This is a genomic window from Aeromonas sp. R5-3 (assembly GCF_040908225.1).
GTDB classification, from domain to species: Bacteria; Pseudomonadota; Gammaproteobacteria; order Enterobacterales; family Aeromonadaceae; genus Aeromonas; species Aeromonas dhakensis.
In genome coordinates this window covers 106,565-121,994 of record NZ_JBFODH010000029.1, presented here as the reverse complement: position 1 = coordinate 121,994, position 15,430 = coordinate 106,565, and the positions used below count along the sequence as shown (strand labels likewise).

Genomic DNA, 15,430 nt, shown 5'->3' with positions numbered 1-15,430 from the left:
GAACGCCCCTGCCAGCACGGCTTTCGCCAAGAGAGATCCTATGCACCTTCAATGCCCCATTTGCCGCAGCCCCCTTCAGCTGCATGACGCCTCCAAGGGGCGCTACTGCGCCAACAAGCACCACTTCGATCCCGCCCCGGAAGGCTATCTGGATCTCATTCCCGGCAAGAAGAATCCCAAGGACAGCGACAGTCGCGCCCTGATGCGCGCCAAGCGCCACTTCCTGGAGCAGGGCCACCAGCTGCCGCTGGTCGAGGCGATGGCCAGCCTGCTCGCCCCCCTCGAACCACGCGAGCTGATCCACCTGGGCTGTGGCGAGGGCTACTACTGCCGCGCCCTGGCCGAACGGCTGCCGGGCTGGCAGTTTGCCGGCGTCGACATCGCCAAGAACACCATCTTCGCCGCCAACAAGGCCCAGCCGGAAGGCCAGTTCGTCATCGCCGATCCGGCCCGCGCCCCCATCATGCCGGGCACGGCCCAGCTGCTGCTGGTCAACGATCTCAAGGTCAAGACCGAGCTGCTGGTCAACTGGCTGGCACCGGGCGGCTACTTGCTCTACCTGCAGCCGGGGCCGCGCCATCAGTGGCAGCTGAGGGTCAGCCTCAATCCGGTCAGCATGGAACACCCGCTGAGCTGGCCGAGCCTGGCCGGCCTCGACCCCATGGGTCAGCTGCGCTGCCAGTTCAGCATGCAGATGGATCAGGGCCTGCGCGAGCACATTCTGGAGACCAGTCGCCTCGGCTGGCGCGCCAGCGGCGAGCAGCGTCACGCCTTCACCCACCAGGGGCCGGACGCGCTGGAGCAGGATCTGCTGCTGAGCCTGTGGCAAAAGCCGCTGTAAGCGCATTCATCCCATGAAAAAAGGCCCTGACGGGCCTTTTTTATTGCGCGGAGATGTCGTTACAGCTTGATCCAGGCATCGCTCCAGGCCGTGCCCTTGCCGGGCTCGTAGGCCCAGGCCGCGCCGGCACACCAGCCGGTGTAGGGATGGGGTTTGCACTGGTAGTTGCCCCCCAGGTTGCTCACCTTGTCACCGGCTTTGTAAGCGGTGCCCTCCTTGTAAGGCGGGTTGCCATCCGGCGGCGTGGTACCGCCGCTGCCCTTGATCAGGATCTCGTGGGTGGCGCTGCGGCTCAGCCCCTTGTCGTCGGTCACCTTGAGCACGAAGCCGTAGCGGGTGTCACTGGCCGGGGTCGGCGGCAGGGTGGCACTCAGGGTGGACTGGGTCAGATCCGAGGCGCTGGCCCCGGCCGGCAGGGTCCAGGCGTAGCTGAGGGGCTTGCCTTCCGGATCGCTCGAGCCCTGGCCGGAGAGCAGCACGGTGGCGCCGCCCAGCGCCTCGCTCGGGCCGCTGATGCTGGCCACCGGCGGCAGGTTGGTGCCACCACCGTTATCCTCGATCACCACCTCGGGGAAGAAGTGCTGCACGCAGCGGCTGTAGTCACGCTCCTTGAAGGCGCTGAAACGGGTCTGGTAGCCCACCAGCTTGCAGGCGTAGCTCTTGCCGCCGTTGGGGTTGCCCGGCACATAGCTCCAGTCGTTCTCCCAGTAGATGGGCAGGGCGCCGGCACCAGCCTCGTCGAACACCTTCATGTTCTTGCAGCCGAGCACCTCGTCGGCGGGCACCGGCACCCCCAGATACTGGGCCTGGGCCTGGTAGTAGGTGATCCGGTTCTGGGACTGGGCATGTTCGGCCGCACCGCCGCACTCCACCCCGCCGTTGATGATCTGGGTGGTCACCCCGAAGCCCGGCACCAGGCCGTTCTGCCGATCGTGGGCATTGGGCTGCCAGGTGCCGTCGATCACGTGCAGCATGGAGGGCTTGGGCGGCTGCGGATAGACGAAGAAGAAGACGGCGCTGGCCAGGTTGAGCCAGGTGTCCGCCACTTTTTCCGGGTTGTCCAGCAGGGTGCGTACAGTGCCGAACATGGCCTCGGAGAAGGGGCCGTAGTTGTAGTTGTACGACAGCTGCTTGGCACCGCGACCGAAGTAGCTCTTGAACTCGCCGTTGTCGAACTTGCCGCACGGCCACTGCTGACCCTGCCACACCTCGGGGTTGCACTCGGCGTTGTAGCCGCCGCGCATCTGCTCGGTCCAGCCCATCTCCCGCACCCACACCAGCCCCTGGCGCCACTCGGGCTCGGGTCGCCAGTTCTCGTGGCCGCCGGTCTCCTGGGCGAAGTGGGCGAACATGGTGGCCAGCGACTTGCGACAGATGGCCTCGGCGCTGCGCCCGTCGCTGTAGTCGCCACAGAAGGCCGGAAACTTGGCCACCGCCTGCAGGAAGCCGCGATAGGTGTACTCCGGCGCTCGCAGCGGGAACAGGAAGTTGAACTGCGACTCGCTGAGCAATCCCTCCACCCGTTTGACGTTGGCGGGGTTGAGCGGCAGACCGGGGGCCACCGCCTCGACCACGGCGTTGTCGCGGGTGGCGATGGAGGCCTTGACCGCCGTCATGGCCGGGAAGTCGGTGAGCGCCTGCTCCCTGGCATCCAGTTCGCTCTGGCTCAGGTAGACGGGGCTGCCATCGGCGGTACCGCTGCCGCCTTGCTCAGGTGGAGTGACCCCCTCTCCGCCGGCGGGGGGCGTCACCTCACCCTCCCCCATCAGCGCCCACGGCGAGTCCCACTCGTTGGCCACCTGCAGCCCCGGGCTCTGGCCCGGATTGGCATACCACTTGGCCTCGTAGATCTGGCCGTTGAAGCTGACCTGGCTGCCGCCGGCATAGCCCTGATTGATGTCATAAGGGGTGGCGGCCCACAACTGGCCACTCAGACAGAGCGCGGCCAGCAGGGTGGCCACAGAGGACTTTCTTGTCATCATATTTACCTCTTGCTAGAGAAGGGCGGGGCTTGGCCCCCGCCCGTGGCACCTCGCGTTGCGCGAGGCGAAAAGGGATCAGCGCGTCGCCAGCGGCATGCCGTTGACCGTGTAACCGAGCCCGGCCGGCGCAGACGCAAGCTGGGCCTCGGTCTGTGACTGGCCGCGGCACTGCACGCTGGCGCTGCGCGGCTCGCTCGCGGTCGGCACGTTGACGTGGAACTTGTTCATCACGCTGGCGTTCAGCCTGTGGTTGGCCAGCTTGAAGCGCAGCAGGCCATCGCGGGTCTCCACCTGCAGCTGGCAGTCGCTGTTGCCGAGCCGCTCGCCGTCATCGCCATAGGCAAAGCCGTAGGCGCCGTGCAGCGCCGGGTAAAGGTAGCTCGGCAGCTGACCCTGCGGGTCGTAGTAGCCGACCAGGGTGGTCACCGGCACGCCGAAGGCGGCGGGCTTGCGATCTACCGCCAGATCCGCCGGCGCCCCCTCGTTCCAGCGGCTGCCGTCGGAGGTGTAGCTCTTCTTGAAGCCGCGCGAGACGGTGATCTGCTGGCCGTTGATGAAGAGGGTGCTGTTGTAGCCGGCATTGTGGTCGATGCTGACGATGCGGCCGCGATTGACCGTCGAGGCGGCCGGCAGCTGGATGTTACGGGTCCAGTTGCCATCCCACATGGCCACCTTGACCAGATCGTACTCGGCCAGCAGGGCGGCCAGCCTGGCCTCACCCAGATCGCTCACCGGCGCGGTGATCTGCTCGGCGAGAGTGACCCGGTGGCGGTAGGGCTCCATCTTCGCCTGGCTTTCGTTCCACTTGCTGAAACCGGTGGGTGAGCTGGCATCGAACACCGCCTTGCTCTCGAGGAAGCGCTGGATGATGGCCGCCGAGTTGGGGGTGTAGAGGGTGAAGCGGTTGAAGCCGGAGAGCGGCTCGCCGCCGGCCATGGCGTCGAAGCCGAACTTGCGGCCGTCAAACGGGGCCTGGCATTGGCCGTCCAGGCAGGCGCTCTGGCCGCTGCGGCTCGCAAAGAAGTTGGGGATGAAGCGGTTCTTGTCGCCATCCCAGCCCCAGGTGGCGTTGATCTGGTCGGCGCTGCGGTGCACCGAGCCGGCAAAGCCGCCCACGTAGTGGCCGAGGCCGTAGTTGTGGCCCACCTCGTGGCTGAACTCGTTGCCAAGGGAGGCGTCCAGGGTGACGATGCCGCCCCCGCCGGAGCCGCCATGCACCTGCACCCCGTTGGCGTACTTGCCGCGGCTGTTGTGGGCCGCCAGCTGGGCCACCACGTAGGGATGGCTGCTCTCCCCCTCCCCGGCGGTGCTGTTGATGCCGTAGTTGGCATTGTCGATGCCAAGGGAGATGAGCTCCTTGCCGATGCGCTGGCGCATGGTGCCGCTGTGCCAGCCCCCCTCGCTCGGATCAAAGTCGGTGAGCAAGGTGCCATCTGGCAGCATCACTTCCGGCAGCGCCAGCGGCGCATACTGGCTGACGACCAGGCGACTGGCGGGAATGGTCTGGAAATACTCCCGCTGGGCCTCTTTATCTTTGGCAAAGGCGAACTGGTCGCGCGGACTGGTCAGCATGCCGATGTCGATGGTGTGAATGAGCAGCTCCCCCGGCGCCCCCACCTTGAGGTCGCTCAGCTCGCCGCTCAGATCTCCCTGGCTCAGGCGCAGGGTGAGGCCGGGCATGATCCACTCGGCCGGCAGCACGGCGCTCCAGGCGTCGCTCGCATAGGTGATGCCGTTGTTTTCCAGCTCACCATCGCGGATCCACTGGCCGCGCACGAACTTGAACTGCTGGCTCTGGCCACGGGAGAGGGTCACCTGACGGCCGCTGAAGTAGACGGTGGAGTTGTAGCCGGCATTGGAGGCGAGGCGCACCATCTTGCCCTCCAGGCTTGCGTCGCGGGGCAAGAAGATGTCGCGCACCCAACGGCCGTCGGCGGTCTGGATGGTGACCAGGGCATGAGGCTGCAGCTTGCCGAGCAGGAAGGCGCCGCTCGGATCGCTCAGTCTGGCCAGCTCGCTACTGCTGTTGATAAGGGTGCTGGTGCCGGGACCCGGGGTGAAGTCGACCCCCTCCTCCGGCGTACCTTCCAGGTAGTAGGCGGTCTTGGGCAGGCGGGAGGGCGGCTCCAGCGTGAGGCTGCCAAGCAGCTTGCCGGTGCCGTCGCGGGCCTCGAGCGCCAGCGGCGCCTCGTTGCCGGTCTGCAGCGGGCGCACCAGCAGCAGGCTCTTGCGCAGGGCGGTGAGACGGGGCTGGTTGTCACCCTCCCGCGGATGGGCGGGCAGGATTTGGCTCTGGGCAAACTGGACCCCGGCCTGCAGCGATCCCTGCAGATCGTTCTGCGGCCGGGTGGTGTCAAAGACCAGTGGCGTGGGTGGCTGAACGGCGGCCAGCAGCGGGCCGCTTGCCAGGGCTGCGCCGATCAGGCAGGCAAGACGTGTGGTGCATGTGGTCATGGTGGTGCTCTTTTGTTGTTATGGGGGAAAAGGAGGGGCATGTCCTGCATGCCCCTGTGGATGGTGAATTACTTGCAGCTGGCGGCGCCGATGTCCTGCCAGACGTCGTGCTTGCCTGGCTCGTTGCCGCGGGTCCAGTACTGGGCCTTCCACTGGCGACCGTTGTGGCTGGTCACGTCACCTGCGTTGTAGGCAACATTGGCATCCCAACCCAGTTGCACCTGGCTTATCAGCTTCCACTGATCGGCGCTGCGGCTCGGCTCATTGCCCTGGGTCCAGTATTTGGCCTGCCATACCAGCTGGTTGTGGCTCACCTTCTCGCCACCGTTGTAGGTGGTCGCGGCCTTCCAGGCCGGCCAGTTGGCGGCATCCGGATCGGTGGCGTTGCAGTCGCCACCACCGCTGACCGGGGTCACGGTGAGGCGGGTAACGGCCTGTGCATCCAGTGCGCCGTCGGTCACGGTGACGGTGAGGTCATAGCCGGTCTCCACGGTGACGCTGGGGCCGGTCACTACCAGGGTCTTGCTGTTCTGACCGCTGGCGGTGAGCCCGGCCGGCACGCTCCACTGATAGCTCAGGGTGTCGCCATTGGGATCGCTGGCGTTGGCGGTGATGCTCACCTGCTTGCCGGCCTGCACCGAGACCTTGTCCTGCACGGTGACGACCGGCGGCAAGTTCGGCTGTGGCGCCTTGTTGGTGACCACCACCTGATCCTTGGCGCTGAGGTTGTGGTCATCGGTCACGGTCAGCTCGAACACCAGATTGACGTCCTGGCTCACCGCATCGACGGCTACCTTGGCCTTGGCCTGGGTGGCGTCGCTCAGGGTCGCCTTGGGACCGGAGATCTGGGCCCAGCTGTAGCTCAGTACCGCCCCTTCCGGATCGCGGGAGGAGGAACCGTCCAGCACCAGCTCGGCCGGGCCGGTCACCGCGAGATCGCTGCCGGCATTGGCCACCGGCGGCTTGTTGACCGGCGGTGTGCTATCGCCGTGGCCCAGCCCCTCGTGCATGGCGTTGAGAATGTCGCCGTTGTCGGCGTCGATTTCCCAGGCGAACATGCCGCCGAGCTGATTGGCCAGCACGTACTGCCCCTTGGCCTTGACCGAGCGCTCGTCATCGAAGGTGATGAGCTCGCCGGTGGAAGCCTTGAACACGGACGGTGCCTCGGCCACTTCGTCATAGCTGTACTGCCAGTCGCCGGCCATCTTGCCCTTGGCGATGCCACGGTAGTCGATGACCCCCTTCTCCCAGATCCCTTCCGCCTCGGTGCCCGCAATCGGGCCGGTGGCGGTGCCGGTGAAGGGGTTGTTGCCCTGATACCCGCTGACGCCGGTCCAGCCGCGGCCATACATGGCGGCCCCCACCACCACCTTGCCCGGCTCGACGCCCTGACCCAGCAGCGCCTTGACCCCCTTGTCGGTGGTGTACTTGGTGTTGGGATCCCAGCTCGACTCGTAGAGCGCGGTCTGGTGACCCAGCCCGGTGTTGGTCCAGGCGCCGTTGAAGTCGTAGCTCATCAGGAAGATGTGATTCATGTATTGCTGGGCGGCGCGATAGTCCACCTTGGCAATCTTGTCGCCGCCGGCACTGATGGCGGAGGTGAGCTCATAGGTGCGGCCCGTCTCTGCGCTCAGCTCGTCGAGCATGGCGCGCAGCTCCTTCATCAGCAGCACGTAGGTCTCGCCATCGGAGGGACTGCCGAGGTTGGGGTTGGCCCCGAGGCCACCCGGGAATTCCCAGTCGATGTCCACCCCGTCGAAGAATTTCCAGGTCTGCAGGAACTCCTTCACCGACCCGACGAAGGTGTCGCGTTTCGCCTTGTCACCGAAGAAGAAGAAGGGGTCGGAGAGGGTCCAGCCACCGATGGAGGGGAGGATCTTCAGGTCCGGATAGGCCTTCTTGAGCGCCATCAGGTTGCCGAAGTTGCCCTTGTAGGGTTCATCATAGGCGGTGAGATTGCCCTGCCCCATCTGGATGGCGGCCCAGGGATCGTGGATGGAGACCTTGAAGTCCTCGCGTCCGGCACAGGAGCGCTGCAGCGCCTCGAAGCTGCCTGAGATCTCTTTGAGGCTGTCGTTGATGCCGTTGCCACCGCAGATCGGGGTGAAGCCGTAGAGGATGTGGGTCAGGTTCTGGGCCGGGATCTTGTCCACGGTGAACTTGCGACCATAGACCCCCCACTCCACGTAGTAGGCCCCCATCACCTTGCCGGTCTTGTTGACGTAGGGCTTGTTGTTCTCCTTGAGCGGCGCCTTGAGCGGCAGCAGGTGGCTGCCGTCGGTGTCGGCCACCAGGATCTCTTTCTTGTCGGAGAGGGTGCAACCGTCGGCGTTGCACAGGGCCACCTGCATCTGGTAGCGGCCCCCCTGGGTGACCTTGAAGTTAGCGGTGCCGGAGGCGGAGGCGGCGCCGGACCACACCTCCTTGCCATCGAGCAGTACCTTGGCGGTCTGGCCGACATCACCGGACCAGAGGTTCCAGCTCACGCTGACCGGGGCACCATCCTTGTGAACCGTCACCAGCTTGTTGTAGGAGGTGGCGGCCTGGTCCACTTCGACGATGGCGAACTTGGTTTCGCCCCAGCCGATGGTGGGTTTGCCGGGGGCGGCAGCGAAGGCGGAGGAGGCACAGAGCCCCCCGACGATCAGTGCCAGTACGGAGGGTTTTGGACTTAACATAGTTGAATATCCTTATTTCGTTCTTGGAATAGATAACGAAAAAGGCAACGCAACCTGACAGGTAACGCAGACAACATCGCACCATGGCTTGGCCCATGGACGAAACAACCTGTGGTGGCCCCGCTATCCTAGGTACCGCTGACCCTTAGACCGGAAGCTTTGCGTCCCGGACTTTCGTCCGGTTTGCCTTTTGCACAACTTGATTTGCGATAAAAATAATCGCGACCTGACTATAAGGGAGTCAAAGGAGAGAGGGCAAACCCCTGATTGATTATTAATAAGTCACTTTTTACCGGTTTTGAGCCTCAAACGAGAAGAAAAGGCACATTTCCGGGTCGGAAAGTGCCGATCTTGCCACTTGGGGACCGCCGATTAAAAATCGGACGAATTCCCGGATTCGTGATCACCATCAAGTTTGGCCGGCCGCAAGATGCTGTTCATCAGCGCCCGCAACTTGAGCGGTTTGACCGGTTTGCTGATGTAGCCGTAACCGTGTTCGCGGATCTGCACCTGCAGCTCGCTCTTGCGATCCGCACTGATGATGATGCCGCCGATATGGTTGCCGTGAGCGAGGCGCAGCATGTGCAGCGCCTGCAATCCGGTCTTGCCGTCGTCCAGATGGTAATCGGAGAGCACCAGCTGCGGCAGGAAGCCGCCGGCGATGAGATCCTCCGCCTGGGCCTGGCTCTGGGCGCACACCACCTCGCAGCCCCAGCGCCCCAGCAGTGACTGCATGGCGATCAGGATATCGCTCTCGTTGTCGATGCAGAGCACCCGGATCCCCTCCAGCTGGCTGTCGCGCTGGGCGGGGGCAGCCACCTGCGTCGTTGCGACAGGACGGGTCGCCAGGTTGAGGGTGACGGCAAACACCGAGCCCGCCCCCGGCCAGCTGCGCAGGGTCAGGTTGTGGCCGAGCACCAGGGCGATGCCGCGGGCGATGGCAAGGCCGAGCCCCAGCCCCTGCTCCCGCGCGGTGCGGGAGTGATCGAGGCGGGAGAACTCGTCGAAGATCGCCTCCTGCTTGTCGGCCGGAATGCCGGGGCCGTTGTCCCACACCTCGATGCGCACCTTGTCGCCAAGCCGGCGACAGCCGAGCAGCACCCGGCCGCCCGGGTTGTAGCGAAAGGCGTTGGTGAGGAAGTTTTGCAGCACCCGCCGCAGCAGGCGCACGTCGCTGTAGACCGCAAGGCTGCTCTCCACCACCGAGAACTGGATCTCCCCCGCCTGCGCCAGCACCCCGAACTCCGCCTTGAGGTTGTCGAACACGTCGCGCAGGGCGAAATCCAGCTTCTTGGCCTTGAACTTGCCCGCTTCGAGGCGCGAGATGTCGAGCAGATCGGTGATGAGATCCTCGGTCGCCCCCAGCGCATCGTCGATGTGGCGGGCGATGCGGGCCGGCTCGTCCGCCGGCGGCAGCATCTCCAGCAGGGAGGAGGTGAACAGCTTGGCGGCGTTGAGGGGCTGGGTCAGGTCGTGGCTCACCGCCGCCAGGAAGCGGCTCTTGGAGTGGTTGGCCCGCTCCACCTGCTGGTTCACCAGCAGCAGCTGACGGTTGAGCTCGGAGAGCTCGTGGGTGCGCTCGGCCACCCGCGCCTCCAGGTGTTCGTTGGCCTCGCGCAGCACCCGCTCGGCGTCGCGAAACGGGGTGATGTCGGTGAAGGTCATCACGAAACCGCCCGCCGGCATGGGGTTGCCCTGCATCTCGATCACCCGGCCATCTGGGCGCTCGCGGGCCGAGATGTGCTGGCTGCCCCGCTGCATGAAGGCGACCCGCCGCGCCACCTGGGCCTCCACATCACCGGGGCCGCACAGCCCCTGCTGGGCGTTGTAGCGGATGATCTCCTCGATGGGGCGACCCACCTGGATGAGGCCGGGGGGATAGTGGAACAGCTCGATGTAGCGCCGGTTCCAGGCCACCAGCTTGAGCTCCCGGTCCACCACCGAGATCCCCTGCCCCATGTGTTCGATGGCCCCCTGCAGCAGGCCGCGGTTGAAGCGAAACACGTCGGAGGCCTCGTCCACTATGGTGGCGATCTCTTCCAGCTGCATGTTGCGCCCCTGCAGGGCCGAGGCCAGCACCAGCCGCGCGGAGGAGGTGCCGAACACCCCTGCCAGCAGCCGCTCAGTGTGGGCGATGAGCTCGGCGGAGGCCTGCATCTGGGGCGCCAGGGTACCGCCCCGCTCGCCGGCGAAGCGGCCGAAGGCGCGCTTGACCCGGCTCGAGCCGACGAAGCGGGCCGCCAGCATCTCCAGCTCCTTGACCGAGACCCGCGCCTGATAGAGCGCCGTGGTGTCGCGGCTCGGCTTGCCGACGAAGTTGGCCGCCTGCAACCGCTCGCTCACCGCCGGACGGGAGAGCAGGGAGCCCGCCACATAGCCGACCAGGTTGAGCAACAGGCTGAGGAAGATGCACCAGGCCCCCAGGCTCAGGTCACGCACCGCAGGCCAGTCGGGCGGCGCCAGCAGGGTCGCCAGCGGCGAGCCGGCCAGCAGGCCGCTCTCCGCCAGCAGGGTGGCGAACCAGAGGCTGACCCCGAGGGCGAGGCCGAGATAGACCCCCTTGCGATTGCCGTGCCGCCAGTAGAGGCCGAGCAGCAGGGCCGGCGCGAACTGGGCCACCGCACCGAACGACAGGTAGCCGATGCGCGACAGGCTGGTGAGATCCCCGAGCCAGAGGTAGAGCCCCCAGGCCGCCAGCAGGATCAGCAGGATGGCGCCGCGGCGCACCTGCAGCAGCAGGCGGACCAGCCGCTCGTCGCGCCCCTGCTGCCAGAAGCGGCGCAGCAGTACCGGCAGCACCAGATCGTTGCTGACCATGATGGCCAGCGCTATGGTGCAGACGATCACCATGCCGGTGGCCGCCGAGGTGCCGCCGAGAAACGCCAGCAGCGCCATGCCGTCGAACCCGAGCGACATGGGGAGGCTGATCACATAGGTATCCGAGGCCATGCCGGCCCCCACCCACTGCTTGCCCGCCAGCGCCAGCGGCCAGATGAAGAGTCCCATCATGAACAGGTAGAGCGGGAACAACCAGCGCGCCCAATGCAGATCCTGGCCCTGGTTGTTCTCCACCACGGTCACGTGAAACTGGCGCGGCAGGCAGATGACGGCGCACATGGCCACCAGGGTGTAGATGGCGAGCTCCAGCAGGCTGCCCGGCGTCACCGCCACCACCGCATCGAGAAAATCGCTGGCCACCAGGGTGCGGGCCTGGCTCGGCTTGCTGAGGATGAGCCAGAGCGCGAAGCTCCCCACCGCCATGAAGGCGAGCAGCTTGACCACGGATTCGAAGGCGATGGCCACCACCATGCCGCGGTGGTGCTCGGTGGCATCCAGGTGGCGGGTGCCGAACAGTATGCTGAACAGGGCCAGCAGCAGGGCCACCCCGAGGGCCAGCCCGGCGGTATTGCCGGTGGGGCCGGCGGGCACCGGGTTGGCCATCAGCAGATCCAGCCCGGTGACGATGGCTTTGAGCTGCAGCACCAGGTACGGAAGTATGCCCATGATGGCGATCAGCGCGATCACCATGGCCAGGCGCTGGGACTTGCCGTAACGGGCGGCGATGAAGTCGGCGATGGAGGTGATGTGTTCGCGCTTGGCCACCAGGATGAGGCGGGCCAGCAGTCGCCAGCCGAACAGGAACACCAGCATGGGCCCCAGGTAGATGGGCACCGGCGACCAGGGCGACTCGCTGGCCTGGCCCACGGTGCCGAAGAAGGTCCAGGAGGTGCAGTAGACCGCCAGCGACAGGCTGTAGAGCAGGGGCTGGCCCTGCAGGCGACGCCGTTTGTTCTTGTCCGCCACGTAGGCGATCAGAAACAGCAGCCCCAGATAGGAGAGCGACAATCCGATCAGCAACCATCCCTGGTGCATCTGTAACCTCTTGTCCGTGTTGAAGATTCAAGCGCAGCAGCAGCCAGTCTAGAGAGCTGCCCGGAAAATGTCATCTCCTTATTGCGGCGAGAATTTATCGTTTTTCAATAAAAAACGGTTGAATAAATATCGAAAAACGATAAACATCTGGCTGTGTTTATTGATAAACGATAACTCGGCGCTACGCGTGGCCCACCCTTTCACTCAAAGAGGTAAGCGATGAAACAGAACAAGCTCGAACGCATGAGCAGCCTGATCGAATGGATCCTGCTGGCTACTCTGCTGGCCACCCCCGTCCTGACGGTCATGGGGGTCTGGTCACACCTGATCGGCGGCAGCGACTACCTGCAGCAGGAACTGCAAGAAGCGCTGAATGTGGAAGATAGTTCGGTGCTCGGCAAGGTGCCCCTGACCACGGAGTCGCTCCCGCAGGCCAGCACCCAGCCCGCCGTTGCCGACTATCCCCTCACTTTGGGAACCCGCCTGCTGGGCACCCTGGTGATGCTGCTGCCGGATCTGGTGTTCATGCTGATGCTGTGGCAGCTGCTCCAGCTGTTTCGCGGCTACCGGCAGGCCATGCTGTTCACCTTCAGCCAGATCCGTCGCTACCAGTGGATCGGCCTGCTGCTCTGCGTCAGCTTCGTCACCAAGATAGGCACGACGCCGCTGCTGGACATAGTGCTCACCCTGCCGGGACCCGAGCTGCACGGCAAGATCAACATCAGCTCGTCGGACTTCCAGCTGCTGCTGGCCGGGCTGATCGTCTCGGCACTGGCCCTGGTGATGCGCGAGGCCAAACTGCTGGCCGATGAACAACAACTGACGGTGTGAGGATCCCATGCCCATCATCATCCGACTCGATGCCCTGCTGGCCGAACGCAAGATGACCGCCCGCGAGCTGGCCCTGCGGGTCAACATCACAGAGGCCAACCTCTCCATCCTGAAAAACGGCCATGCCAAGGCGGTTCGCTTCTCCACCCTGGAGGCGATCTGCCGCGAACTGGGCTGCCAGCCCGGGGATCTGCTGGCCTTCGAGGAGGAGCGTTGATCCCCTATGAGTCGCCATCTCACCCTGTGTGCCCTGTGGTTGCTGCCGCTGTGGGCCTGCGCCGCCGATGACACCAGCGGCCCCCGCTACCACATTGAGCAGGGCAGCCGTGCCAATGAGTTGCAGGTACGCCTCACGATGCAGGGCAATCCCCCTTTTACCCTGCTCCCCCCTCGTCAGTTGCCGGGCAGCACCGCGCCGGTTTCACCCAAGCTGGTCTGTCTTGCAGACAGCCAGCCGGTGGCCCTCAACCAGCCCTTCTCCTGCCAAGAGGTCGGCTGGCAGGTAACCCTCACTCCGGCGCCAGCCCTGGGGGCCGATGCCTCGGCCCAGGCATCGCTGCTGTTTGCCCCCAATCGGTGGCTATTGACCGAATGGGGCAATCTGGTGCGCCAGCGAGGGAGTCACCGAGGGGAAGTCTGTCTGCCGGATGGCAGTTGCCAGCCGCTGCCGGACCTCAACCAGCCGCCGCTGATCCTGCCATTTGGTCTGGCCACAGTGCCCGTCACCGAACGGGATCCCAGGCTGCTGCTGAGCCATGACGAGACGGCCAATCGGCTCGATCTGCCGGCCCTGCAGCAACAAATGAACGAGATCATCGACTATCTGGCCTTCCAGCTCGATGTCACCCCGCCCACTCACCCGTGGCGGCTGGTGTGGCTGGGGCGGGATGTGGCGACCCGCTCCCTCGGCGGCGCCGCCGGGGATCAGGTGTTTGTCGCCAACTACCCCACCAGGGATGGCAAGCCGACGCCACAGGCGCCACTGCGTCTGCTGCGCACCTCCGCCCACGAGGCGGTGCACATCCTCAGCACCGCGCCACAGCCCACCTGGGTCAACGAGAGCCTTGCCGAGTACCTTGCCCTCAAGGCGCTGCGCCGCTTTCGGCTGCATCAGGTCACGGCGGTCAACGAGCTGGCCGAACGGGGCAAGCAGTTGCCCCATGGCGAGAGCGGCCTCTATCGGGCAGCCCGCGAGGTGATGGCAGGGGATCGATCCTACTACCCGCTCTTTTACGTCAAGGGGAGCGCCTTCTGGGAAACCCTGGACAGGGAGCTGCAACACAATGACGCCACCCTGGCCCGGCTGCTGCCTCAGCTGGGCTGGCTGGCGGATGGTCGCTTTGATACCGCATCCAATGAGCTGCTTGCTGGCACCATAGGCTCGGATACCTGGCGCCGTCTGAGCCGCCACTATCTTGGCGAAGCGCGGTAACGCCGCACGCCGCAACGAAAAAGGGAGAGCCATGGCTCTCCCTTTTGCTGTGTGATGATTCAGACGGGTCGGTATCAGACCGGAACATGCCCCTGCCCAGACGGCGTAACTGGGCGCAGCCGCAGCACGAACACCGGCAGCACCACCAGCACCATCAGGAAGAAGATGCTGCCCCCCAGCGGTTCGTAGAGCAGACCGCACAGGGTCATCAGGGCGGCCACCGTCATGCCGAGCCCCAGCGCCGCATAGAGCGCCTGGGTCGGGATCAGCTGCTCGGCCGGCAGCTGGCGGGTCATGAAGCGCACGGCGCCGAGGTGGCTGACGCAGAAGGTGACCGCATGCAGCAGCTGGCCCGCCACCAGCACCAGGATCTCGGTGGAGGCTCCAAGCAGGATCCAGCGCACCACGCAGCCCAGCGCCCCCACCAGAAACAGGGTCTGGGCGCCGAAGCGGTTGAGGAAGCGCTTGTCGGCGGCGAACATGCCGATCTCCGCCACCACCCCCAGCGCCCACAGATAGCCGATGGTGGTGCCGCTGTAGCCCGCCGCCTTCCAGTGAATGGCGCTGAAGCCGTAGTAGGCGGCGTGACTGCCCTGCAGCAGGGCCGAGATCAGCAGGAAACGGCGTACCTGGGGGGACTTGAGGGTATCGAGCAGGGAGGCCTTGGCCCGCTCGCCCTGGATGTCCCGCGGCGCCGGGTGCAGCGGCAGCCAGCTGAGCAGCAGCATCAACAGCAGCCCGGCCACCATGGTGTGCAGCACCCACTCGCTGCCAAAATTCCCCACCAGGGCCCCCACCAGGGTCGAGGCGACGATGAAGGCAAAGGAGCCGCACAGGCGCACCTTGCCGTAGTCGAGGTGCGCCTGCACCACCATGCGGGTGGCCAGCGCCTCCCCTACCGGCATCAGGGTCGGGTAGATGAAGTTCGCCACCAGGGTCAGTCCCACCAGCCACCAGAGATTGTGGCTGAGATAAAAGCCGAGGAAGGCCAGCAGACTGAGCAGGCAGAGCAGGCGGGTGACCGGCAGCAGGTGCCCCGCCCCCTTGATCTGCCCCATCACCATCAGGTTGCCGGCAAAGCGGATCGCCATGCCCGCGCCAAGCAGCAGGCCTATCATCTCGGCGCTCACCCCGATCCCCTCCAGCCAGAGCGACCAGAACGGCAGATAGGCACCGTAGACGAAGTAGAAAGCACCAAAAAACAGGGCTAACCAGGAGAAGGCGGGCATAGATCCTCGGCAAGGGGAAAGATGGGGCACAAATGATAACCGATTTGCCGGTGGGGATCCTGTGATCCCGGGTGGGACACCCCGCAGATAATAATGAAAAACATCAATAA

General features: G+C 65.3%; 9 protein-coding genes and 1 riboswitch. Of the genes, 4 read left to right on the top strand and 5 right to left on the bottom strand.

The features are described 5' to 3' along the window. The first annotated feature begins 40 nt into the window (after positions 1-40). A complete protein-coding gene (locus AB5Y95_RS19845) occupies positions 41-841 on the top strand; it encodes a putative RNA methyltransferase (RefSeq protein WP_005304051.1) in 801 nt (266 codons plus the stop codon). A gap of 59 nt (positions 842-900) precedes the next feature. On the opposite strand, the gene AB5Y95_RS19840 is transcribed toward AB5Y95_RS19845, so the two are convergent. The 4 genes from AB5Y95_RS19840 to AB5Y95_RS19825 all read right to left on the bottom strand — a co-directional run bounded on the left by AB5Y95_RS19840 (position 901) and on the right by AB5Y95_RS19825 (position 11,828). Beyond that, positions 901-2,823, bottom strand: coding sequence for a glycoside hydrolase family 19 protein (locus tag AB5Y95_RS19840; protein WP_368161880.1), 1,923 nt, complete (start codon positions 2,821-2,823; stop codon positions 901-903). 75 nt (positions 2,824-2,898) lie between these two features. Next, positions 2,899-5,277: a M66 family metalloprotease gene (locus AB5Y95_RS19835; RefSeq protein WP_368161879.1), complete on the bottom strand. Its 2,379-nt coding sequence runs from the start codon at positions 5,275-5,277 to the stop codon at positions 2,899-2,901. A 68-nt stretch (positions 5,278-5,345) separates the two neighbouring features. Further along, positions 5,346-7,955, bottom strand: coding sequence for a glycosyl hydrolase family 18 protein (locus AB5Y95_RS19830; protein ID WP_260750882.1), 2,610 nt, complete (start codon positions 7,953-7,955; stop codon positions 5,346-5,348). Positions 7,956-8,065: 110 nt separating this feature from the next. Next, a riboswitch (cyclic di-GMP riboswitch) is annotated at positions 8,066-8,153 on the bottom strand. Between the two features lie 174 nt (positions 8,154-8,327). Beyond that, complete coding sequence (locus AB5Y95_RS19825; RefSeq protein WP_368161878.1) at positions 8,328-11,828, bottom strand: NahK/ErcS family hybrid sensor histidine kinase/response regulator; 3,501 nt, start codon at positions 11,826-11,828, stop codon at positions 8,328-8,330. A 219-nt stretch (positions 11,829-12,047) separates the two neighbouring features. Here AB5Y95_RS19825 and AB5Y95_RS19820 point away from each other — a divergent pair, with 219 nt between their 5' ends. From AB5Y95_RS19820 to AB5Y95_RS19810, 3 genes are read left to right on the top strand one after another with little or no spacing between them, the layout of a single operon-like run. After that, a complete protein-coding gene (locus AB5Y95_RS19820) occupies positions 12,048-12,659 on the top strand; it encodes a DUF2975 domain-containing protein (protein ID WP_211051815.1) in 612 nt (203 codons plus the stop codon). 7 nt (positions 12,660-12,666) lie between these two features. Then, positions 12,667-12,876, top strand: coding sequence for a helix-turn-helix transcriptional regulator (locus tag AB5Y95_RS19815; protein WP_005304071.1), 210 nt, complete (start codon positions 12,667-12,669; stop codon positions 12,874-12,876). A 6-nt stretch (positions 12,877-12,882) separates the two neighbouring features. After that, positions 12,883-14,091 carry a hypothetical protein gene (locus AB5Y95_RS19810; protein ID WP_368161877.1) on the top strand — a complete coding sequence of 403 codons (1,209 nt, stop codon included), beginning with the start codon at positions 12,883-12,885 and terminating at the stop codon, positions 14,089-14,091. Positions 14,092-14,165: 74 nt separating this feature from the next. Here the strand turns inward: AB5Y95_RS19810 and AB5Y95_RS19805 are convergent, their stop codons facing one another. After that, positions 14,166-15,320 (bottom strand): 3-phenylpropionate MFS transporter, encoded by a 1,155-nt coding sequence (locus AB5Y95_RS19805; RefSeq protein WP_139431508.1) that lies wholly within the window; start codon positions 15,318-15,320, stop codon positions 14,166-14,168. Positions 15,321-15,430: the final 110 nt, after the last annotated feature.